General features: G+C 49.6%; 21 protein-coding genes, 1 tRNA gene and 1 other RNA gene. 5 read left to right on the top strand and 18 right to left on the bottom strand.

Features of this window, described 5'->3' with window-relative positions:
- Positions 1–329 precede the first annotated feature (329 nt).
- The 11 genes from HPY90_RS09575 to ffs all read right to left on the bottom strand — a co-directional run bounded on the left by HPY90_RS09575 (position 330) and on the right by ffs (position 8,124).
- Positions 330–605, bottom strand: a complete 276-nt coding sequence (locus tag HPY90_RS09575) for a 4Fe-4S dicluster domain-containing protein (protein WP_287193990.1) — start codon at positions 603–605, stop codon at positions 330–332.
- Positions 598–1,185, bottom strand: a complete 588-nt coding sequence (locus HPY90_RS09570; RefSeq protein WP_013174253.1) for a 2-oxoacid:ferredoxin oxidoreductase subunit gamma family protein — start codon at positions 1,183–1,185, stop codon at positions 598–600. Before HPY90_RS09570 ends, HPY90_RS09575 begins: the two co-directional genes overlap by 8 nt.
- Entirely contained in the window at positions 1,186–1,941 is a 756-nt protein-coding gene (locus HPY90_RS09565; protein ID WP_013174252.1) for a thiamine pyrophosphate-dependent enzyme, read from the bottom strand.
- Between the two features lie 14 nt (positions 1,942–1,955).
- Entirely contained in the window at positions 1,956–3,047 is a 1,092-nt protein-coding gene (locus HPY90_RS09560; RefSeq protein WP_287193986.1) for a ferredoxin oxidoreductase, read from the bottom strand.
- A 55-nt stretch (positions 3,048–3,102) separates the two neighbouring features.
- Entirely contained in the window at positions 3,103–3,840 is a 738-nt protein-coding gene (locus tag HPY90_RS09555) for an ATP synthase (protein ID WP_013174250.1), read from the bottom strand.
- 206 nt (positions 3,841–4,046) lie between these two features.
- The gene (locus tag HPY90_RS09550; protein WP_013174249.1) at positions 4,047–4,310 is read right to left on the bottom strand and encodes a pro-sigmaK processing inhibitor BofA family protein; all 264 of its coding nucleotides are present in this window, start codon (positions 4,308–4,310) and stop codon (positions 4,047–4,049) included.
- Between the two features lie 19 nt (positions 4,311–4,329).
- Positions 4,330–4,635: a DUF2508 family protein gene (locus HPY90_RS09545; RefSeq protein WP_013174248.1), complete on the bottom strand. Its 306-nt coding sequence runs from the start codon at positions 4,633–4,635 to the stop codon at positions 4,330–4,332.
- Between the two features lie 174 nt (positions 4,636–4,809).
- Positions 4,810–5,403 (bottom strand): recombination mediator RecR, encoded by a 594-nt coding sequence (gene recR / locus HPY90_RS09540; RefSeq protein ID WP_013174247.1) that lies wholly within the window; start codon positions 5,401–5,403, stop codon positions 4,810–4,812.
- Positions 5,404–5,870: 467 nt separating this feature from the next.
- Positions 5,871–6,194 (bottom strand): YbaB/EbfC family nucleoid-associated protein, encoded by a 324-nt coding sequence (locus HPY90_RS09535; RefSeq protein ID WP_013174246.1) that lies wholly within the window; start codon positions 6,192–6,194, stop codon positions 5,871–5,873.
- 13 nt (positions 6,195–6,207) lie between these two features.
- Positions 6,208–7,719, bottom strand: a complete 1,512-nt coding sequence (gene dnaX, locus HPY90_RS09530) for a DNA polymerase III subunit gamma/tau (protein ID WP_287193978.1) — start codon at positions 7,717–7,719, stop codon at positions 6,208–6,210.
- Between the two features lie 139 nt (positions 7,720–7,858).
- An RNA gene (gene ffs, locus HPY90_RS09525) (signal recognition particle sRNA large type) lies at positions 7,859–8,124 on the bottom strand.
- Positions 8,125–8,488: 364 nt separating this feature from the next.
- On the opposite strand from ffs, the gene yedE reads away from it, so the two are divergent.
- Entirely contained in the window at positions 8,489–9,565 is a 1,077-nt protein-coding gene (gene yedE / locus HPY90_RS09520; RefSeq protein ID WP_013174244.1) for a YedE family putative selenium transporter, read from the top strand.
- Positions 9,566–9,568: 3 nt separating this feature from the next.
- Positions 9,569–9,787, top strand: a complete 219-nt coding sequence (locus HPY90_RS09515) for a sulfurtransferase TusA family protein (protein WP_287193974.1) — start codon at positions 9,569–9,571, stop codon at positions 9,785–9,787.
- A 34-nt stretch (positions 9,788–9,821) separates the two neighbouring features.
- Here HPY90_RS09515 and HPY90_RS09510 read toward each other — a convergent pair whose 3' ends face one another.
- The 4 genes from HPY90_RS09510 to HPY90_RS09495 form a co-directional block, all read right to left on the bottom strand.
- Positions 9,822–10,409, bottom strand: coding sequence for an acyltransferase (locus HPY90_RS09510; RefSeq protein ID WP_287193971.1), 588 nt, complete (start codon positions 10,407–10,409; stop codon positions 9,822–9,824).
- A 6-nt stretch (positions 10,410–10,415) separates the two neighbouring features.
- Positions 10,416–11,480: a DegT/DnrJ/EryC1/StrS family aminotransferase gene (locus HPY90_RS09505; protein ID WP_287193993.1), complete on the bottom strand. Its 1,065-nt coding sequence runs from the start codon at positions 11,478–11,480 to the stop codon at positions 10,416–10,418.
- Positions 11,481–11,597: 117 nt separating this feature from the next.
- Complete coding sequence (locus HPY90_RS09500) at positions 11,598–12,614, bottom strand: Gfo/Idh/MocA family protein (protein ID WP_287193969.1); 1,017 nt, start codon at positions 12,612–12,614, stop codon at positions 11,598–11,600.
- A 122-nt stretch (positions 12,615–12,736) separates the two neighbouring features.
- On the bottom strand, positions 12,737–13,687 hold the full coding sequence (locus tag HPY90_RS09495) for a hypothetical protein (RefSeq protein WP_287193967.1): 951 nt from the start codon (positions 13,685–13,687) through the stop codon (positions 12,737–12,739).
- Between the two features lie 206 nt (positions 13,688–13,893).
- Here HPY90_RS09495 and HPY90_RS09490 point away from each other — a divergent pair, with 206 nt between their 5' ends.
- Genes HPY90_RS09490 through HPY90_RS09480 form a run of 3 tightly spaced genes read left to right on the top strand, consistent with a single transcriptional unit; the run spans position 13,894 to position 18,691 of the window.
- Complete coding sequence (locus tag HPY90_RS09490; RefSeq protein WP_287193966.1) at positions 13,894–14,763, top strand: DUF6385 domain-containing protein; 870 nt, start codon at positions 13,894–13,896, stop codon at positions 14,761–14,763.
- A 56-nt stretch (positions 14,764–14,819) separates the two neighbouring features.
- Positions 14,820–15,086 (top strand): hypothetical protein, encoded by a 267-nt coding sequence (locus HPY90_RS09485; protein ID WP_273698759.1) that lies wholly within the window; start codon positions 14,820–14,822, stop codon positions 15,084–15,086.
- A 14-nt stretch (positions 15,087–15,100) separates the two neighbouring features.
- Positions 15,101–18,691 carry a glycosyltransferase gene (locus HPY90_RS09480; RefSeq protein WP_287193962.1) on the top strand — a complete coding sequence of 1,197 codons (3,591 nt, stop codon included), beginning with the start codon at positions 15,101–15,103 and terminating at the stop codon, positions 18,689–18,691.
- On the opposite strand, the gene HPY90_RS09475 is transcribed toward HPY90_RS09480, so the two are convergent.
- From HPY90_RS09475 to HPY90_RS09465, 3 genes are all read right to left on the bottom strand, one after another.
- Entirely contained in the window at positions 18,660–19,523 is an 864-nt protein-coding gene (locus HPY90_RS09475) for a DUF6385 domain-containing protein (RefSeq protein ID WP_287193959.1), read from the bottom strand. The two genes, HPY90_RS09480 and HPY90_RS09475, sit on opposite strands and share 32 nt — an antisense overlap.
- Positions 19,524–19,822: 299 nt before the next feature.
- Positions 19,823–20,641, bottom strand: a complete 819-nt coding sequence (locus HPY90_RS09470; protein ID WP_287193956.1) for a phospholipase C/P1 nuclease family protein — start codon at positions 20,639–20,641, stop codon at positions 19,823–19,825.
- 282 nt (positions 20,642–20,923) lie between these two features.
- Positions 20,924–21,018 (bottom strand) — tRNA-Ser (locus HPY90_RS09465).
- Between the last annotated feature and the right edge of the window lie 235 nt (positions 21,019–21,253).

Below are 21,253 nucleotides of genomic sequence, written 5' to 3'. Positions count from 1 at the left end.
CTTGCTTATCTTTGCCCCAGAATTACTCTGGCCATCCTCGTATTCATAAGCACTAGGCTCCGCTGTTCAGTTTTCTAAGATCTCCCCGCGCGCCTCGCCGCGCGCAAGATTTATATTAGCATGCGGTACTCCACCCAGTCAAGTAACAAAATTATTTTTTTGTATTTTGTGTTCCTCTTTGCGTCCCCAACGCTTCAAGAGGTTTTTACCGCATTATGATTATACTTCTTGAACAGACAACCTTTCAATACAATTTTTCTGCAATCCACGCTCATCTATGCTCAAAACAAGGGTTCTGCAGGCTATTTCTTCCTACATACAGGTACAGGCTAGTTCGCGCCCTTCTTTTCTTTCTTCTTCCTATCTATTCTGATAGCACAGTCTGGACACACCTGTTCGCAGATCATACAAGCGATGCAGCTCTCGATATCCTTGGGCTCAACTGCTGGCGTACCATACACTCCTAAGGTATCAGACCATACAATCGTACCAGTCGGGCATTTTTCCCGGCAGAGCCCGCACCCCTTGCATAGGGCTGGGAATAAATGAAACACCGCTTTTTCCATGTCCGTCGTAATGGGTTCAAGGCTAATTCCTTTAGGCATAGCGTACTTCCTCCCCTTTTGAAGCCTCTCTTGCTAACTCGATCCCGGCGTCGAGAGCGCGGTAATTCAGGTCTCTCAATCCGGGATCCTTTTGGAATTTGTAGCCTAACTGCTTTTCCAACGCTTCCTTAGCAGCTTCATACGAGACGATGTCAGTGAATCCTAGGACCGCCCCCATTACTACTATGTTAAACACCCGCGGGTGCAGTTCCTTGGCTTTTTCCAACGCTGGAATGCTGAGGATCCTACGCGCTTCAGGGGGAAGATCGTCGTGTTCTAGCTTGAATGACGAGTCATAAACATAAATCGTGTTCGGTCCAGAATACTGGTGCGTCCTGAGAACCGCCCGCCCGCTGAGGGCTACCACTACATCTCCTTTAGGAAACTTCGGTGCTCCGATGCGTTTATCCCCCACTTGGATAAAAGCTACCGACACGCCTCCCCGCTGTTCGAGCCCAAAGTTTGGAATATAGAGGGCCTGTTTGCCTTCGTTGTAAGCTGCCTCAGCCAGTATTTCCGCTACCGCCTGTACCCCCTGACCTCCTTCTCCGGCTAAAACTACTCTAGTGAGCGGCCTCATTTACTTTTCCCCCTTTCCAAACGGGCTTTTCAGTTCTCCGACCTTGAAATAAGCTTCCATCTCGTCCTCCAGAAAATCCCACGTCTGTCGAGCGTTTGTTCTCCAGTTGGTAGGGCAAGTCGAGAGACATTCCACAAACGAAAAGCCATTACCCTCCATCTGGTTCTGCACGGCCCGTTTAATGAAATTCTTCATCTGGCGGAACTTTGCCACTGTACCCCGGGCAATGTAAGCACCGTCTGTGGTAATGGCCGCCAGCATTTCCGGCCCCCGCGTGGGGTATCCTGTCTTGGCAACGTCCCGCCCGTAAGGAGTCGTTTCAGTTATTTGCCCAGGCAGGGTGGTGGGAGCTAACTGTCCTCCGGTCATGGCATAATTGGTGTTGTTCACCAGAATTAAAGTGACTTTTTCGTTGCGAACCGCTGAATTGAGAACGTGTTGGGAACCAATAGAATATCCTCCTCCATCCCCCATATAACCCACGCATATCAAGTCCGGATTAGCCCTTTTCATTCCAACCATTACCGGGGTAGTTCTTCCGTGATGGGTCTGGGTGCTGTCGACCGCAAAAAAGTTCCACGATAAGAGAGAGCAACCGATATCACACCCGAATACCACCCGGTTTTGGATATCCAGTTCATCGATCACTTCCCCTAAAGCCTTCAGCACGATGCCGTGCCCACAACCCGGGCAGAACTTGTGCGGTTTACTCGGCAAATACCACGATTTCGGCATTGCTGGTTGCACGCTTGCCATGCTGTACCTCCTCTCTATAGCAAACTCTTGGCCTTGGCCACGATATCCGAATCCACGATACCAAGCCCCGGCATCAAAAGCCCATGAATTTCTATGGTTTCACCGTAAATTTCTTGCCGGACCAACCTCATCAGCTGCCCATAAGAAGACTCGGCTATGAGCATCTTTTTAGCCCCGCTCCTTTTAATGGCTTCTCTCAGTTGCTTTTCTGGGAACGGCCTCAAAGTGATGGGCCTAAAATACCCGACCTTGATTCCCTCGTCCCTCAGGATACCGACCGCATCATATGCCGCCCGGGAAACTACCCCATGGGAGACAACAATGATTTCCGCATCATCGCACATCTTTTCATCCCATTCAACTATCTCGGGCGCCACCGCTTCATACGCCTGGGCCAGCCTCAGTACGACTTCATAAAGCTCTTCTTCCAGGCTGTATATGTTACAGAGATGGGCAGGCTCGCGCTCGTCCCCAATACTTCCAGGGAGTCCAACCAGCGGTTTCGCCGGCACCAGTTCTATTCCCTTTTCTTCTGGATCGTATATCTCCAACGGTTCTCTCATCTTCGCCTGGTATCCATCCCCCAGCACAAAAGTCGGGAAACGATATTTCCAGGCAGTGTTGAAAGCCTTGATAACGTAGTCAAACAACTCTTGATGCGTAGAAGTAGAGTACACTATGCGGTGGCCTTCTCCGTTTCCCCCATATGTAGTTAAAGTAACTTCTTGCTGCGAATACACGACCGTGCCCGACGAAGGCCCTCCTCTTTGCTGGATAATGGCTACTGTAGGCAAACGCATTCCCTCCGCCATTCCGAAAGGTTCTTGCATCAAGACATTGCCCGGCCCTGCCGTAGCAGTAAACGCTTTCTTACCAGCCTGTACCGCTCCACACACCGTAAAACCAGCGGAGATTTCGTCCTCTGTTTGTAGAAATTCCCGGTTGAACTTAGGAGCCAAGCGGGTCCAGTAGTGCATTATCTCGTTTTGCGGAGTGATAGGGTAGCCGAACATTATATCAGCTTTGGCCGCCAAAGCCGCCCAAGCAACCACTTCATTTCCAGTCATGAACGCTTTCTTAGTTCCGGTAATCGGTTTTTCCACCAATCAAGCACCTCCTGTCGATCATGTTTAGTTTGGTATTTTCCTAGCGATAAAATGCCTACCATATGGCACCAGGCATATATCTCTTGATATACCTAACCGGTACCCCTGCGAAGTCTATTTTGGCCACTTCTTCCCGCAGCCTCTCATCGACCGCGGCGCAAACCACCGGTATACCCAAGGACTCCGCAGCTTCGAGCACCACGCGATGACCCTGTTCCACGAACTCGACGGTGGTGTCATTCCCCAAATGGTTATTGCTGACTAACCCGTCCACCCGTCCCAAGTGTTTCACGTAATCGATGATGTCGCCCACAGTCGCGGTCATAGGCCGAGCGACGTTTACAACCGCCAATACCTTTAGATGTGGGTCATCATAAGCTCCTTCCACTAGGTTCAAGGTATGAGCCCCGTGAACCCCATAACCTATGTCCATTATGATGCACCCCGAACGTTTGAGCACCCACCTTACCGCTGGCTTTATCAGGCCTCCGGTCTCTCCCAATCCGAAGGTCTCTTTTGCTTCCCACCCCACGACCGTTATTCCTTTTTTCTCTAGCAGGGCCTTAAGCGGCCGAAGAGTATAAAACGGTTCCACTGTATCGAGGTCAACCAGGGTTACCTCCCAGCTTTGTTCCTTCAGTTCGAGAGCACGGTTGATGGCCACTTCGCTCTTGCCGCTGGCATATTCGCCTACATAAGCTTCGACTACTCTTTCCATAATAATATTGCTGGAACTCACACCCCCCAAAATGCCAAGCACGGATGCATTGTAGTTTTTGTATACAAAGTACATAAATGTTATTTCATGCTATTTGTTTAGTATAAGATAATCTCACATTGACGTCAATGATATATCTCATTTGCTAAATATTACGCATATTTATCCACCCAAAAGGTTTTCAGTCTATGCTTTCCCTTTCTGCGAGCTCTGGCCATAAAAAAATCGCCCTGCTGGCGATTGAGCTTCTGGTTGTGCTGTTTTTCTTCAAACTGGCTCGATTAAATGATAAGCTTAAAACAGGCTAAAAGAATAAGTCCTGGGATCCCCAAGAATCCGGCAATCAAAACAGTTATGATGTTAACCGGTATACTGAAATCGAAGTAGCCCCCAAAATAATTGAATGCCATTAACATCGCCAGACCAATAGCAGAATTCAGTAGAAGTTTCCATACCAGTTTGATAGGCTGTAAAAGAACTTGAGCCAGTATCAGTAAGATTACGGCCAGGAAAAAGGCCCCCATCACAATGTTTACCGTCTCCAAACCCGCTCACCTCCGTCAGCTAAAGGAAAAGACCTGCTTCAAAAGAGTTCGTGGGCTGTCTATGGTAAGCGCAATCGATATTGTATTCCTGTCTGGCTTTTTTCAACAGATAACAGTAGCGATGTTCTGCTGCTTTGAGGTTGTATATAGTAAAGTCAATCATGTCCGGATCCTGGTTCTCGTCAAAAAGCAACCGGGCCACAACCCAGTCTTGGTATGCCTGGGCCAACAAATCCTCTAAAGGTACGGGCTTATTCATTGCCAGCTCTTCCTCAGGAAAAAGAAAGACTTTGATGCGTTCCACAATGTATTTGAGATTTATCAATCTCCTTCGCCTCCGGGCCATCAAGCATGTCATCCCTAGTCCATGTTTATGCCCGGAATCTGACTTTCATACTCCCATATCCCGATCTTCTGTTTCGTTACCCCATCATGCAAGATAGGAACCGTCCCCACTTTTGCACATTTTGCATTTTGCACCCGATTTGCACGATTCACATTATATCTCTTGCCGGCCTTCCAAAGCCTTACGCAAGGTCAAAGCATCGCTGTACTCTATATCCCCTCCTACCGGCAGGCCGTGAGCAGGCCTGGTTATTTTTACCCCCTTGGCTTTTACCATGCCTGCTATGTAGCGGGCCACTAATTCTCCATCCACCGTAGGGTTAGTGGCAAGAATTATCTCCTTCACCCGCCCTTTGTCAACCATATCGAGTAGTCCTGCTAACTTAAGTTTTTCCAAAGCACCTTCTTCCATGAGGTGAGGCTCTTGGTTGAGAACATAGTAAAGCCCCCGGTAACCTGTTCGTTCAATCGACATCACGTCGCCCGCCTCTTCCACCACGCAGATCACGGATTCATCTCTTTTTTCATCTGCACACACCCAGCAGGGATCTTGGTCCGTCAGGTTACCACAACGCGAACAGGGAAACACCTTTTCCCTGGCTTCTATCATCGCCGCAGCCAAACGGCGCACTTCTGATGGCTCCATTTTTAAGATAAAAAGGGCTAGCCTCTGGGCGCTTTTGGGCCCTATTCCCGGCAGTTTTAAAAGTTCATCTATGAGCTTTTCCAAAGGTCTGGCCAGGCGCATTCTCTTTCCTCCGCGTTTTTAAAAACCACTGGCGTTCATCACATCTGCAGGTCCTCATGAGTGAGCCACAGATTAACACAGATGTTTAAGGATGCACACAGACAACTTAGAATTGAGATGAGTGTAAGCCGATGTGTTATAGGTACAGATGAAACTCTCGATGCTGACGCACTCCCTATTAGTGCATGCTCCCAGTCCTGATATGCCGCCAAAGCACAAGGACTCCCTCAATAAACAAGCGTCTGCGTCAATCTGCCCCGAAAACTAGCCACAGATGCGCACAGATGGTCACAGATGAACACAGATTTTCCTTAATTGAAGATTTTCTAGGTTACCGCTGGAGAACCCGAAGTTTTCATTCTCTAGTGGTGACACCGCCAGATGTCATAAAGGTCTGCGTCTGATAAAAATATCAGTATTCATCAGTGTCAATTCGGCGTCCATCTGTGGCCTGGCGTCGGGCCGGGTCAGAACCCAGGAAGGGTAACCCCTCCTGTAATCTTAGCCATCTCAGATTTTGCCATTTCCCGAGCCTTATTCAATCCCTCGTTAACAGCTGCCAGAACCAGATCCTGTAACATCTCCACGTCGTCCGGATCTACTACCTCCGGCGCAATTGAAATCGAAACCAGTTCCTGACTGCCGGTTACTGTTACCTTGACCGCTCCGCCGCCCGCCGATGCTTCGACTGTCCTCTCCTTCAACTCTTCCTGCAGTTTCATCATCTCTTGCTGCATTTTTTGCGCTTGCTTCATCATCTTGTTCAGGTTCCCGAAACTACCAAAACCCATTTCCTTTCCTCCTCTAGTCTTTGATTTCCACCATTTCCTGACCGAACATTTCTATGGCCTTCCTTACCAAAGGGTCGTCTTCTGGGTTATCTCCCAGCATTACGAACTGAACTTCAACTTTTTGTTTCAGGGTTTCTTCCAATGCATTTGATAGTATATCTTTGTTTTCCTTTTGTTCCATCCTCTCCCGGTGAAACTTAAATCCCTTCTTAAAGCCTACCAGAACAAGCCCGTCCTTAAGACCAAGGCATCGAGCTTCTGCCAACAGAGCATAGGTAGTGACTTTCTTGCTTCTAACCCGCTCGAGAACTTTCGCCCATGGGACTTCTGTGCCCTTGGTCGATGCGATTTTCTCTTTTTCTTTGATTCTAGCCGAATCCTTTTTTACGGGTGCAATCGCCGAACTCGCCGACACCTTTTCTTTGTCTCTACTCCCCAGCAACCCGGCCAATTCCAAGAAAGTAACTTCCATTATAAAGCGTGGGCTTTCACTGAAGCGAAGCTCGCCCGCCAGTTGCATTACCCTTTTCAAGACCTCTAGAATAAGCCCCGTATCTAAGCTCTCAGCCTGGCGCCCGAGCTCCAACAGAGTCTCGTCACCTACCACGCGGCTGAGCTCAGCCCCAGGGCCTACTGCCTTGAGCACTAGCATATCCCGAAGGTAATCAGCTACCTCGCGAACAAACTGCAGGGCTTCTTTGCCCGCGGCCACGGCTTGGTCTATATAAGTCAAGACCAGGCCCGCATCTCCTTCCATTATGCTTCCGAAGAATTCACTGAGAAAACGGTCGTCCACCAGCCCCAGTACATTCAACACATCCTGGTAAGTGATTGAAGACAAACCATACGCCAGGCATTGATCCAGTATGCTGAGCCCGTCCCTCATGCTGCCGGTGGCCCGACGGGCAATGACCTCTAAAGCCTTTTCTTCTGACTCAATCCCCTGGGTCTGGGCCACCGTTTTCAGTCTCTCCAGTATCTCAGTCTGGGATAAGCGGCGAAAATTGTAACGCTGGCAACGGGATAGGATAGTGGCCGGTATTCTCTGAGGCTCCGTGGTAGCGAGAACAAATACGACCGACTCCGGGGGCTCCTCCAAAGTCTTCAAAAGAGCGTTAAACGCCTCCGTGGTTAGCATGTGTACCTCGTCGATTATGTACACCTTGGTCTTGCCCTGCGCTGGCATCATCCTTACTTTTTCCCTCAAGTCCCTGATCTCATCGATGCCGCGGTTGGAAGCAGCATCGATCTCGATTACGTCCATAAAGCTTCCACTCGCGATATCCACGCAGGAAGCACAACGGTTACAAGGCTCTCCATCGACCGGCTCGACACAGTTAACAGCCTTGGCCAGTATCTTAGCGACACTGGTCTTACCTGTGCCCCGCGGCCCACAAAAGAGATAGGCATGGGAGACCCGGCCTTGTTGCACAGCATTTCTCAAGGCTCTCACCGTTTGCTCCTGTCCCACCACTTCATCGAACCTCTGCGGCCTTAGACTCCTGTACAGGGCTAACTGGGCCATAATCCCACCTCTCGCACAAACGACTTTCGATAAGAAAGTCACGTTTTCCTTCTCGATAGACTCGATGACGAAGAACCAAAGTCAAAACAAGAAAAGGTGAGTCTTGTATAGCCCACCTCGCTTTTTTCAATAATTAATGCCGCGCACCTGGCTTCGAACAGACCTTCCGGGCGTTACCCGGGCAGTTAACTCCATCCAGGCTCCCCTGCGGCACACAAGAAAAATCCCTTAGTGCTGCTTCCTCCCGGACCTGACACGGTTCAGGACCTCCTGTTGCGCAGGACCCAAACTTCTTCGCCACTTACCCAGGCCAGACCCCACAAGGTATGCCCTCAGCTCAGGAATTCAACCCTGCTACAGCGGGTTGCAGGTTACAGGGCACCGCTACCTCCCCGTCTAGCGCGGCATATCTAATTTCGGTACACAAAAAGCCTTTACCCCTACTTTTAAGGTAAAGGCCTCGGCTTACGTACTAGGTTGATTATACTCCAGTTTGTCTCTCTTTTCAATTTTCTTCAGCCATCACCTCTTTTTTAGTCCCACGACCTGTCCGAGCCCTGAGATGCTTCGATTCTTACTCGTCGACAATTCCACGCCAAATTCGATGTTCGCTGCCACCTCTCTTCTATCATCCCAACAGAAGTAATACGGCCTTAGGGTCTTATATATAACATTAAGTTATCAATATCATGCAGGGAAATTTCCATGTGTGACGAATTATGATGAAGTGTGATTGTCGTTACAACTATAACAAGGAGGCGGTTTAAGGTTGCAGAGGGAAAAGTTGTTGTTTGCCGTGACCGGAGTTGTAATCGGTGGGCTGGCGGTGTTGTTGGTTTTGTCTGGAAATCCCGCCAACATGGGCATGTGTATCGCCTGTTTCCTGCGGGATATCACCGGCAGTCTGGGCCTGCATCGAGCAGGTGTAGTGCAGTACATGCGTCCGGAGATCCTGGGACTTTCGTTAGGGGCGTTCGTTACGGCTTTAGGAGCCCGCGAGTTTAGAAGCCGCGGGGGATCTGCTCCATTCGTCCGGTTTTTCCTGGGAATGTTCATGATGATCGGGGCACTCATGTTCCTCGGCTGCCCCTTGCGCGACATCCTACGGATAAGCGGCGGGGATTTGAATGCAGTAGTCGGTTTGTTCGGCTTCGTATCGGGCGTGCTCTGGGGAGTATTCTTCCTGCGCCAAGGATTCAACCTGGGTGCCGCCAGGCTGGAACCAACTACGCAGGCCGGAGGGTACCTCTTCGTTGCACTGGTAACGGTGATGCTGTTCCTACTCGTGGCCGGAATCAACTTCAACCCGGAAGCGGGTGGACCCCTATTCTTTAGTAAAGAAGGACCCGGCAGCATGCACGCCCCCATATGGATCGCGTTAGCCGCAGGTCTGGTTATAGGGTTCCTCGCTCAAAGGGCCAGGTTGTGCCTGAGCGGAGGCTTTCGAGATTTCTTCCTTATTAGAGAAACCGGAATGCTTCTCGCCTACGGCGGCATCCTAGTTACAGCTCTGATACTTAACATAGTATTTGGCAAGTTCAACCTCGGCTTCGCGAACCAACCGGTGGCCCATACCAACCACATCTTTAACTTTCTGGGCCTGTTTTTACTGGGGCAGTGCGCGGTGTTTCTGGGCGGATGTCCCCTGCGCCAGATCGTAATGGCCAGTGAAGGAGACATGGATGCCGCTGTCGCGGTAGCAGGCATGGTCGCAGGCGCGGCTGTCGCCCACAATTTCATGCTGGCAGCCAGCCCCAAAGGTCCTACCGGGTTCGGTGAAATAGCCGTCATCGCCGGTATTCTCATCGTAAGCCTTATCGGCTGGGCTTACCGGGAGGAGGTATAAGAAATGGAAACTCTCGATGTCAGGGGATTGAGTTGCCCTTTGCCGGTGTTGAAAGTTAAGAAAAGCTTGGACAAAGGAGCTACCGATTTGCGAGTCATAGGGTCGGCCCAAGTGGCCTTTGAAAACGTAACCAGGTTTGCACGCTCACAAGGTTTAGAAGTTAACGTTCTTTCGCATTCCCCACATGAATGGGAAATCGAGCTAAAGAGGACGGGCCGTTAAGCCCGTTCTCTTTACAGGCACCGACTCTAGAGCGTTAGCCATTTGACACGGGCTCAGTCGGTTTAGCCTTTGGAAGGCGACCGCACTTCGAGCAGGTTCGCCTCTCATGAACTGGAGTCCTTCCCCGTCTCCGTTTCAGGACCCTTCCGCACAAACATACACGCCCTTTTACTCGTGCCGGGTTGCCAAATACCAGGGCAAAGTCCGGTACATCCCTGGTTACGACAGATCCTGCCCCAACTACCGCATACTCACCGATGGTTACGCCGCAGACGACAGTACAATTGGCTCCCAGGGACGCGCCTTTCTTTATTACTGTCGGAACGACTTCCCAGTCCGAGGAAAAGGCGCGTGGGTAACGATCATTAGTAAAAACGCAGCCCGGGCCGATAAAAACATCATCTTCGATAGTGACTCCCTTGTATACAGACACCCCGTTTTGAATTTTCACCCGGTTACCTACTCTCACTCCTTTATCAATGTAAACGTCCTTACCGATAATACAGTTCTCACCAATAACTGCGTCTTCTCGTATCTGAACTTGGTTCCAGATCAAGCTGCCCTCTCCTATTGTCGCCTGGGGAGACACCTCTGCCGAAGGATGTACTGATGCATTGCTCACTGACCGTCACTCCCTATAGCTGTTCACAGCCAGCACTATCCTTTCCAGTTCCTCTAAACCCAATCCGGGATAAACGGGCAGGGACACCACTTGCCTTGCCGCCTCCCTGGCGATGTCGGTTCCAGTATCTATATAACCTGTGCGCTGGAAGATCGGCTGCTCCGTTAGACAAGACGGGTAGTAGATCCCGCAACCGATCCCGTTATTAACAAGATGCTGCACGAAGCGGTTTCTGTCGCCCATAACTCTAACCGTGTACTGGTGGTAAACATGATAGTACCCTTCAGGCTCTTTGGGAAGAAGCACAAGCGGGTTGTCAATGTGTCGATTGAAATACGCGGCGTTCTCTCTGCGTTTTCGGTTGATGAAGTCGAGCTTTTTCACTTGTTCAAGACCTATTGCAGCATTAACATTGCTCATTCGGAAATTGTACCCTAAAACCTCGTAATGATACCGCTCTCTTTGCCCGTGATTGATGAACATGCGTACCTTCTCTGCCAGCAAGTCATCGTCGGTGACTACCATCCCTCCTTCTCCTGTAGTAATGTTTTTACTTCCGTAAAAGCTGAAAGCCCCAGCTTTGCCAAAGGTTCCCACATGCCTATCTTTTACGCGGGCACCGTGAGCTTGAGCGCAGTCTTCAATAACCAGCATACCTCTTTTTTCGGCCAATTCCGCGATAGTGTTGACATCTGCGGGTAACCCGTAAAGGTGAACGACCATCACTCCCTTGGCTTCCGGATGCTCTTCCATTGCTTCAGCCAATTTCTCGGGATCAAGGTTGTACGTTTCACCATCGATATCTACGAATACCGGCACCAAACCGCAGGCTACCAAAACACTCACCGTAGATATAAAGGTAAACGGCGTGGTAAATACCTTGTCACCCCGGACCAGGCCTACACTTTCTACGGCAGCCTGTAAAGCCGCTGTTCCCGACGAAGTTGCCACCGCGTGTTTCATGCCCAGGTACTCGGCAAAGCTGTCTTCGAACTGTCTGGTCCAGTCCCCAGGAGCAAGTTCACCCGAATCAAGAACTTCTAACACCCTCATTTTTTCTTCTTCCCCGATTAACGGCCTGGTTATCGGAATAATTGTCTTCCCCTCCCTCCTTTTTCCGTCCTAGAATTTGAAACTTGCCCCAGGCGCTGTTCATACGCACACACTCTTTTCTGTTGTTCGCTTGTTTCAGCTGTGGCATTCATTCAATAAACAGCGAATATCCACACCTTGCCCACCCCGAACCAAAGAATAGCGAGCTCCGTCCATAACCGCCTGTACCATCAGAGGCAGTTCAGGGTTATAGGTTTTCCCAGAATTTACGGCCTGAAGTACCTCGAGACACTGTTCCTTTAAGGGTTCTTTACCATCAACAAAAGGACACACTATGTTTCCACAAGAGTAATAAAACCTCCCGGGCTGTTTTTGAAAGTTCTGAGCTACTTCATAATCGTAGACCCTTACTTTGTGAGTGGGTTCCATGTCATCGAATACCGCCATTTTTTTGTTTCCTACGACCACACACTTGCGAACCTTCAGCGGTTCCAGCCAACTGAAATACAGGTAGGCATACAACCCTGACCGAAACAACAGCATCATGATAACCGAATCGAGCCCCTTCCGGCCCACAACGCCCATACCTTTAGCCCAAACCTCATCCGGACATTCTCCGGTCAGATCCAGCAACATGGACAAGTCATGAGGCCCTAAATCATCCAATATATCTACATCTTCTCTAACCACCCCTAGATGAGTTCGTTCAAATCGCAAGTAAGATAAGTAGCCGAGATCTCCGGACACTACTAACTCTTTCAACTTCTTGTACGCGGGGTTGTGCAGCATAATATGACCAACTCTCAGGACCACTCCCCGCTCGGCGGCGATATCGAACAATTCCTTTGCTTCTTCGTAGTTGTTGGCAAAAGGTTTTTCCACCAGCACGTGCTTGCGGTTGATCAAGGCCTCTCGAACCTGCGAGTAATGGAACCTCGCCGGGGTCGCAATAACTACCAAGCTGATTTGGGGATTGTGCCATATATCCCGCAAGCTATCCGATGCCTTGACCTTTTTCCACTGACGCTCTAATTCACCTAACCTCATCCTGTCCAAATCGAAGCAGTGTATCTTTGTGACCTCGGGTATTTCCCCAAACACCCTGACATAATTAGCTCCCCAGGCTCCGATGCCTACTATTCCGACCTCCAAGTAATGTCCCTCCCAGGTCTAAGAACATTCGACCTGGTGTACATTACGTGCTGATAAGCAAAAGTGTTACCGCTACCCAGCTCGTCATTCTGTAAATTGAAGACCGCCATGAAGAACGCCGCTCAATCGAGTTTATTCCTAGACCGAGTAGCCTTCACTTCACCGACCACAAGCAGACAGTAACAAAACGGTTCTCTACCTGGGTTAATAACTTCAATGTTTAACGGAGACCCTTTGCGAGTTAAGCGCAGAGGCGAATCAAGAGCAAACCTTATTTCACTTGCAGGGAAATCTAGCCGAATACAAACATTATCCTCGCCTATAGAAAACTCCAAGATGATTCTGCCCGTGCTTCTCAGGAATACCTCACCGAACTCTACGCTTTGGTCGCCCGGATAAAAGGTAATACGTTCTTTTTTTCTCCCCCCAAGGCTAGTTAAGCATCTTCCCAACTCAATCCTTGGATTGCCCGTAATAGGCCGCTCAACCAATACAACAAAGCACTGGTCTTTCCCGCTATCAAATAACCCCTGTCCGCCGGCATGAATAGCATTACAGACATCCTGATTCTCCCCCAGTTGCTCTGAATCTGTCTCTTTCCTGACCTTGGCAACCCAGTCTATCCAAAGCGTGTTAGGTTCCTCTATTCCAATCTCCAACAAACCCTGCACCGCCAAAGGAGGTACTGAGTATTCGTAACCGTAAACCTCCATGTGCTGGGAAACATCAAACTCCTCTCGTATCTGCGCCACCACATTTCCACTTTCGTCGTAGAAATGTATTGCCATGTACACCTTCCCCGCAACTGCTAATCGAATCCGGGCTTCAACTCGCCACCTCTCTCCGGGATTCACGGCAATCGTAACAGGAGGAACCTCTCGAACGCCGCACCTTCCCTCGTGCGTCGGATTTGAGATTACCATGCAATAGCGTCCGTCGGAAGATTGTTCAGCCACCCTTTTCCAGGTAGTATCATCATTTCCTCCGACCGGTTCCCACCCCGGCGGCCAACGTCCTATGGAGTTCGGCGGGTGTTGGAAGTTATGGTTGTAAACGAAGTTCTTTAGGATCACAGGTTTTCTCTCCAAGCATATCTGTTTTGTGCTCTCGGGCACTTGTCTCGATACTATTGTATGGCTCTGGCTCCCCAGGTGCTCTCCTCCGAAAATTAGTGCCCAGAGACAGCTCCCTTATCACGTTACTCCCATGCCTTGAATAAAATGGCAGTAACACGGAGAGGATGTCTCTCCAGAATCTCTTATTCAAGGGAGGTATTTCTATGCCTAATAACCTTGTATTCAACCGAGAGCCGGACCAACTAAAAATTCAAATCTATGGAAGCGATACCAGTAACCCGATTTCAACTACCAACGGCCGTCTGAATATCGAGAGTATTTCCGATACCGTATCCGTTACCCTTTCCGGCTCCGTATCAGTTACGGTTACCGACCTGGATATCCGCGATTTGGCTTATACCCAGGATACGATCCGTATCTACGGCTCCGAAACTTACCCGCTTTCTACTACCCAGGGGCGCCTCAACATCGAGAGTATCTCGGCTGATGTTTCAATTACCTCGACCGACCTGGACATCCGCGACTTAGCCTATACTCAGGACACGATCCGCATCTACGGCTCCGAAACTTACCCGCTTTCTACTACCCAGGGGCGCCTCAACATCGAGAGTATCTCGGCTGATGTTTCAATTACCTCGACCGACCTGGACATCCGCGATTTGGCCTATACTCAGGACACGATCCGCATCTACGGTTCCGAGACTTATCCCTTGGCTACCACAACCGGGTGGTTGAACATCCTCAACCGGTCAAGGTATATGGCAGAAAGTTCTGCCCTCACGGTCACCGGAACCTCAAGCACTTACAACGGTATACTTGCTTCTGATATTTCGGATAAGTCTATGGTCTCCTTTGCTGTTCACAATAAAGGATCTTCCGAAGTCAGTATCCGGGTAGAGGTAAGTCCAGATAACACCCTTTGGATAACCGACTCTTCTGCTTTCACCCTGGCCGGCAATGCCGCCACGGTGTTTGTTCCCAAGTATTTTCTCAAGTATGCCCGCATCGCGTACGCTGCCCTTACCGACGGCTCAGCCTTCACCTTTGACGCTTGGTACCAGGCACAGGTCTAAGTCCTCGGAGAACCGGGTCGCTCACTTGGACCAACGGAGACCTAGGAGGGCTGAGAATGACTGAAAAAGAAGTCTTGTTAGCAGAAGATACCTTAAATAAACGGCTCGAACAAACGGAACTGGCTCTGATACTGGCCAAGTGTTGTTTGGCTCGAGAGCAGGAACTTATCGATCTGGCTATAAAGCGGTGGGGCAACCTGCCCGTATTGGATAGAAGGAAACACTCCATAGAGGTCTGGTTTAAGCACCTTTCGGAGTTTGCCCAAAACCATTACAACCTTCGCTTGCCTTACAATGGAGGTGAATCCTCATATCCTCTGTAAGCTTGTCGGTGTGCATGATAGTTAAAAACGAAGCTAATAACCTGCCCCGTTGTCTTGAAAGCATTGCCGAAATCGCTCAACAAATAGTAGTTGTCGACACTGGTTCCACCGACGACACGGTGGATATCGCAGGCCGGCACGGGGCAGAAATCTTCTATTTTCCATGGAACGACAGTTTCAGCGATGCCAGAAATCACTCGCTTGCTTTCGCCCGTGGCCAGTGGATTCTTGTTATGGACGCAGACGACGAACTCGTTCAAGAAGATATTCCTAAATTGAAGGAGTTAATGGGTACGGAAACGGCAGAAGCATATTTCTTGCAGACTATTAACTCTAACGATCCTCACGGTACTCACCCTGGAACGCATCACTTAACCTTACGCTTGTTTCGTAATCGTCCCGAATACCGCTACATCGGGAGAATTCACGAATCTATAATTCCGTCTATTGTAGAACACGCAGGACAAAAAGCGATCAAGGTAGCACCCGAGGTCCGAATTATTCATTACGGTTATGCCAAGCAAGAAGTCGAGCAAAAGAATAAGATATGGCGCAACCTAAGTCTGTTGACCAAAGAGCTGGAGTCCCGAACCCCGGACAGCTTCTTATATTACAACCTGGGAGTAGAATACTTCCGATTGGGAGATTATGCCAAGGCGCTTGAATACTTTGACCAGGCCGAAGCAGACATTCGTTGGGAAGCGGCCTTCGTCCCTTCTCTGGTTAGGAAAAAGGCTGACTGCTTGGCTTTGATGGATAAGACTCGGGAGGCTATTCAATACTTAGAAAGAATGATTAGACTATATCCCGATTACACCGACCTGGTTTACCGACTGGGTTTAGTTTATATGGGAAACCATGATCTGCTGCGAGCAGTCCAATGTTTCCACAAATGCCTGAACATGGGGGAATCTCCCCCTCATTATCCACACGAAGAAGGGATAAACAGCTACCTTGCGTACCAGGCATTAGGCAACGCGTATGAAATGATGCTGGAAAGAGACCGGGCTCTCAGCGCCTTCAGGTGTCAGCTTATCTCTAAGCCGACCGACCTGCAACCTGTTGCCGCCATTATTCGGTTGCTGCTCGCGGAAAAAGGTCTCGATGCTACCGTCGCCTACCTGGATACCTGGTTCGATTTTTCAACCCCAGCCGCCAACCTGGGGGTAAGTGACCTGTTCTTGCTTCATTATTGTCCCACCGCTGCCTTAAAGTTCCTGGACCGGGCTGCTAATCTGGGAGCAGGTGGTCATCGTTATCATGCTCTCAAGGGGGAAGCATTGCTGTTAGCCGGCCGTTACAAAGAAGCCCTGGCAGAATTGGAGGCAGTTGCCCCGGAAAGCCCGTACTATTCTCGAACTCTTCGCAATCGGTGCCTGCTGTTGTGGGTGGGAGGCTGCTGTGACGAAGCAAGATCCTTTATCGAACACCTGTGGCCGCCTGAACCGGCCAGGGACGTTTACCTGATGGCCCAGGCCGCGCTGGATTCTTTTCCCCAACCTCTCTCTTTGCCGGTTGGAGAATCACCCTTTAACCTAAGCCTGTACTTAGACCTGCTTGAAAAATGCATTTGTCTCAGAAAGTGGGACCTGGTTAAAAAACTATCGTCAGCGGCTGAAAGCTCTCCCGAACTGGGCCCGGCTTTAGGCAAAGCCCTTTACCGTCAAGGCTACCCGCAGCAAGCTATCGAATGGCTCGATCGCGGATACCAGTTTGCCCTGGCCAATCAAGATCTAGAAGCCTTGCTGATATTTGCGCGTATACTTCGAAAGAAAGGGATGTTCTATCGGGCAAAACAAGTCCTTAAAAAAACGATAAATCAGATGCCGGCAGAACTCGAAGCCTTTGTAGAACTGGCCGACGTGTATCACGAACAGGCACTACAGGCTGTTAGCAAGGTTTCAGGGACCGATGCGCTCCTTACCTCGCTGAGAAAAGAGACACACCCCAAGCTCAGTGTATGTATGATTGTAAAGAATGAAGCCGAATTATTGCCTCGTTGTCTGGCTAGTATAAGGGAGGTTGCTGATGAAATAGTCATTGTTGATACTGGATCCACTGATAACACCCCCGAAATCGCCTTGATGAATGGAGCAAGGCTGTTTAAGATAAGGTGGCCGGAAGACTTCGCCGCTGCCCGTAACTTTGCCCTGGACCAGGCGACCGGTGACTGGATTCTCATCATCGACGCTGACGAAGAGCTCAATCCGAACGATAAAGCCAAGATACTAAAACTCCTGTATACGGAAGGGATCGAGGGGTTCTGCTTCCAAATCGTCAACTTCTATGGACAGGAAGCAGGACCCGATTTCATGACCGACATCGCCTGCCGGCTTTTCCGAAACCGGCCTTGTTACCGGTTCAAACGGACACTGCACGAACAGGTAGTTGATGAAATAATCGCTTATTCAGGACCGTCTTCGGTGAAGATAGCCAATGTGCAAATTCTTCATTATGGTTATTTAACCCCCATTGCAGCTCGCAAAAAGAAGCTCGAACGTAATCTGCCCATCGTTCAAAAGGCTCTTGCCCTGGACCCGGAGAACAGGTTTCTATACTACAGCCTGGGAGTAGAATTACTAAACGCCGGTCGTTATGATGAAGCGCTGCTCAACCTGGAACGATGTTACCAACCCGGACTGAGCTACTCTTCTGATGTGGTGCTGAAGAAAATCGTGTGTCTTAAGGAAATGTCCCGGTTTGCGGAAGCGCTGGCTCTGATCGAGGAGTCTCTTGTTCATTACCCTCAGTTCACGGATCTCGTCTTTCTACAAGGGGAGATATTCTTTCAACTGGGCGAGTATGAGAAAGCTGCTAGCTGTTTTCAGCAGTGCCTGCAAATGGGTGATGCCCCCCTCATTTACTGCGGAACTAACGGAATGGGAAACTTCCGGGCCTGGGATTACTTGGGGCAAACCCTAGAATCTCTAGGTCAAGACCTGGAAGCCGAACAAGCTTACCAGCAAGCCTTGATCGCCAACCCTAAGTACCATCAACCTCTTTATCGTTGGGCCCGCCTGCTCCGTCGCCGGCAAACTGCAACAGAAGTCGCCGACACCCTGAAGAATTATATTGACTTGTCTGATCCTTCGGCCCTACTGTTGCTGGCCGACGTATTCATGAGTACGCTTGACTACCACGAATCTATCGCCTTTATTCATTCAGCTCGCCAAAGAACCGCGAAAAACCCCGTTCTGGAACAACGTTGTCTTTATATGGAAGGGTTGTGCTTGGCTTATCTGAGACGTTTCTCCGAGTCCGCCGAACTCTTTAGAACAGTTCCCCCCCGCAGTCATTACTACGTTCCCTGCCTTGTCTGGCAATACATCCTGGCTTTGACTGTGCAAGACCAGGACACCGCTCTTCTAATCCTGGATAAACTGATCGAGGCGAACAACACCCTAGGCCGCCGTTTTTTGGCTGCACATCAGGCAGCTTTCGGTCGTAAACATAAATCAGTTTATGCCCCGGACTTACTGGCTGTGATGGAGGAAATAGGAGGCCGACTGAATTCCATAGGAGCCACCGAACTGGCCGGGCAGGTGCTGGCAGCCGCGCAGTCGCTCTCGAAAACTAACCCTGCCTTCCCTGAAACCAAAGCTTGATCCTGCCCTCGCCGGTTTCCCCTTCGGCTAGCCTGTACTTTACCCGACTGAAACGGGTAAAGTACTGGTTGACGAGCACCTCCATTTTCCCCGGAGCCAATTCTAATTCCGGTACCTCGTCGAAGAAGGCACTTCCATCCGGGCTGTCCTGCAACCTTACCCGCACCTTCTTATCCCCTATGTTTTGCACTACAAAACTCCATACGGAAAAACACCACACCTCTCTGGTAGAACTGAACTGTTCGGTCAAAGTCACATTACATGTTTCGACGAAGCTACAAGCGTGACACCGTTCGTCCGTGTAAATATGCAACATAGGGTGAAGCGACCAATGAGGGTGATAAGGGCTAGCAAACACCCAGATGCCATTATGGGTGCTCTCAAGGTCCGGCAGCAACGCCAGGCCCCGGTTGGGCAAGGCCCCAGAATACCACATTTTTACTATGTTGGTCACATCCACCATGATCGGGTTCGGGTGTAAAGGCATAGGTATCTCGATGTTGGTCGAAAAGATGCCTTCTGGTCGGGATCGGTAATTGGTACAACAATCTCTGAAGCTGCCGCGTAGAGCCTGGAGGTTGAGCTTGCGCGGTGGACTTCCCAAGAAAGGCGTACTTGTGGGATTTAGAACGAGGTGGGCACTGCTGATATCGTAGTGGTCAGAAAGGGGAGGCAGGTGAAAGAACAAATAGGACATATACTCGCACCGACACCCCGTCTCGATTTCAAACCAAAGACCGACCGGCAGCTTATCGGAACGACACGGAGTCAGCTGGGGCAGGTTACTTTGAACATAGGTACTAACGCATGATCGTACAGGCACAAGACCCATGCTCACAACTCCTTCTATGTTCATGGTGCCATATACTAGGATATGTCAGGCCTTGACCTGGCGTTATCCTTTTCCTTTAACGTCTTTTTTTGGCACAAGTTATGCCAGACGAAGTAACTATTCTCTCTCCGTTGCCCTCCAAGGGAAAAAAACAAGGGGCTTAAACCCCTTGAATAATTCTCACATGGCGTAGAGGCTGAGATTCGAACCCATCGGCTTAAACATAATGTTTTTGATTTAAGTCTGACGAAACGGAATCCTTCCTTTTAAGGTTTCTGACAACATTTCTTACAGGACTTCTAGTGATAGATCCCAACATCATTAAGGAACCTAAGATAAACGGCTGCTGCTCTCTGCTGTGCTACTATAGAACAAGGGCCGGCCATTCTCTCGAACGCTGGTTTTTGCTCTTTGGCTTTTAATTTGTCAAATTCCATTGTTCCAAGATAATATGACGATTTCTCAGTTATCGCAGCCCACCTGTGGGCCTCGCTGTCTAAATTGTTTGAGCAAATTTGTCTTAGTTCATCTTGGTTAATGCACGTGGCAACATAAAACCCTGCTCTTCCGTCGTAGTAAGACTCTAAGGTTGAATGGCATTTTATTGATTCTTTTACTCCATTACCCCCAAAGGGAAAATTCCATACATGGTGCGGCGCGTGTAGGTCACCTAAATAGTGTATGGCTCTTCCTAATTCCTGCCAAGCTTGTTCGTAACATCCCTTTCGGTATTGTGTTAATGCCTTGTTATAATGCTCGGTAAAGTTTGACCGTGCAGTAGGATACCGGTTACCTCTGTAATTAGTACCGAATGTGGGACTGTAAAAATGCCCTTCGTACCACCCGCTCGTTTCATCTTTATCAGGTTGAGTCGAGAAATCCATCAGGATCTGTGCCGGTGTCATGCTTACAATTCTACGATTCTTAACTACATTAAAGGGTTTGTATAAATCGCCCGCATAAGCTCTGATTCTAGGATCTTCACTGTTTCTGATAAGTACGATACCCTGACTGGCTATTTGCCTATGGGTGTAGTCGTTATAAGCCAACGCCGGGGCGTTCCCCAATACCGTCAGGAAGACCAGCGCCCCTAACATTACTGCTAGTACCCGCTTCATTGCCCTTCCTCCTAAGAGTTTGTTATTTGAATCTTTGTTGGTACTCTGCCCCCCTTCTTTAGCTTACTAACCAGTATTTTATATCCGTTCATAGAACAGTCAATGATAGCTAGATCACATCTTCATGACATCATGAACACTGGCCTTCCCCTATCACGGCAAACCACTGGTCAGTTTCGGCACAAAAATGGCACACAGCGGTGTCGAGCGCCGCTCTTTTCGCCCCCTGCAACCCCTGTCCAAAAACAAAAAAGGGGTCGAAACCCCTTGATAATCCTTTAATGGCGGAGAGAGAGGGATTCGAACCCTCGAGACGAGGTTGTGCCCCGTCTACTCGATTTCCAGTCGAGCGCTTTCGTCCACTCAGCCATCTCTCCGCAAAAAAGAGGCCGCTCGGGCGATCCCTTCGCTTATTATCACTTGTAACCGACTGCCACTTTATTTTACCGTCCCCCGCCAGCAATTGCAAGCAGAAGTAAGCCCCCCTACGGCGGACCGCGTGTAAGTAGCAGACTGCCGCCTGCGTACTTACAGTTAAGATGATTTGTGTTCTCTTGTCTTTTCTGCTTTGGAGGGGGCGCTACTGGCAACTCCGTACTCATTCAGCAGCTT

It is taken from the genome of Syntrophothermus sp. (assembly GCF_013314835.1).
Classification (GTDB): Bacteria; Bacillota; Syntrophomonadia; order Syntrophomonadales; family Syntrophothermaceae; genus Syntrophothermus; species Syntrophothermus lipocalidus.
Note: the sequence above shows the minus strand (reverse complement) of the source record. Positions and strands in the feature narration are given on the sequence as shown.

Excerpts from the sequence above, each read along its gene's own strand:
- HPY90_RS09575 (WP_287193990.1), bottom strand. The coding sequence starts at position 605 with ATGCCTAAAGGAATTAGCCTTGAACCCATTACGACGGACATGGAAAAA.
- HPY90_RS09570 (WP_013174253.1), bottom strand. The coding sequence starts at position 1,185 with ATGAGGCCGCTCACTAGAGTAGTTTTAGCCGGAGAAGGAGGTCAGGGG.
- HPY90_RS09565 (WP_013174252.1), bottom strand. The coding sequence starts at position 1,941 with ATGGCAAGCGTGCAACCAGCAATGCCGAAATCGTGGTATTTGCCGAGT.
- HPY90_RS09555 (WP_013174250.1), bottom strand. The coding sequence starts at position 3,840 with ATGTACTTTGTATACAAAAACTACAATGCATCCGTGCTTGGCATTTTG.
- recR (WP_013174247.1), bottom strand. The coding sequence starts at position 5,403 with ATGCGCCTGGCCAGACCTTTGGAAAAGCTCATAGATGAACTTTTAAAA.
- HPY90_RS09535 (WP_013174246.1), bottom strand. The coding sequence starts at position 6,194 with ATGGGTTTTGGTAGTTTCGGGAACCTGAACAAGATGATGAAGCAAGCG.
- dnaX (WP_287193978.1), bottom strand. The coding sequence starts at position 7,719 with ATGGCCCAGTTAGCCCTGTACAGGAGTCTAAGGCCGCAGAGGTTCGAT.
- HPY90_RS09515 (WP_287193974.1), top strand. The coding sequence starts at position 9,569 with ATGGAAACTCTCGATGTCAGGGGATTGAGTTGCCCTTTGCCGGTGTTG.
- HPY90_RS09490 (WP_287193966.1), top strand. The coding sequence starts at position 13,894 with ATGCCTAATAACCTTGTATTCAACCGAGAGCCGGACCAACTAAAAATT.
- HPY90_RS09485 (WP_273698759.1), top strand. The coding sequence starts at position 14,820 with ATGACTGAAAAAGAAGTCTTGTTAGCAGAAGATACCTTAAATAAACGG.
- HPY90_RS09480 (WP_287193962.1), top strand. The coding sequence starts at position 15,101 with ATGATAGTTAAAAACGAAGCTAATAACCTGCCCCGTTGTCTTGAAAGC.
- HPY90_RS09475 (WP_287193959.1), bottom strand. The coding sequence starts at position 19,523 with ATGGGTCTTGTGCCTGTACGATCATGCGTTAGTACCTATGTTCAAAGT.
- HPY90_RS09470 (WP_287193956.1), bottom strand. The coding sequence starts at position 20,641 with ATGAAGCGGGTACTAGCAGTAATGTTAGGGGCGCTGGTCTTCCTGACG.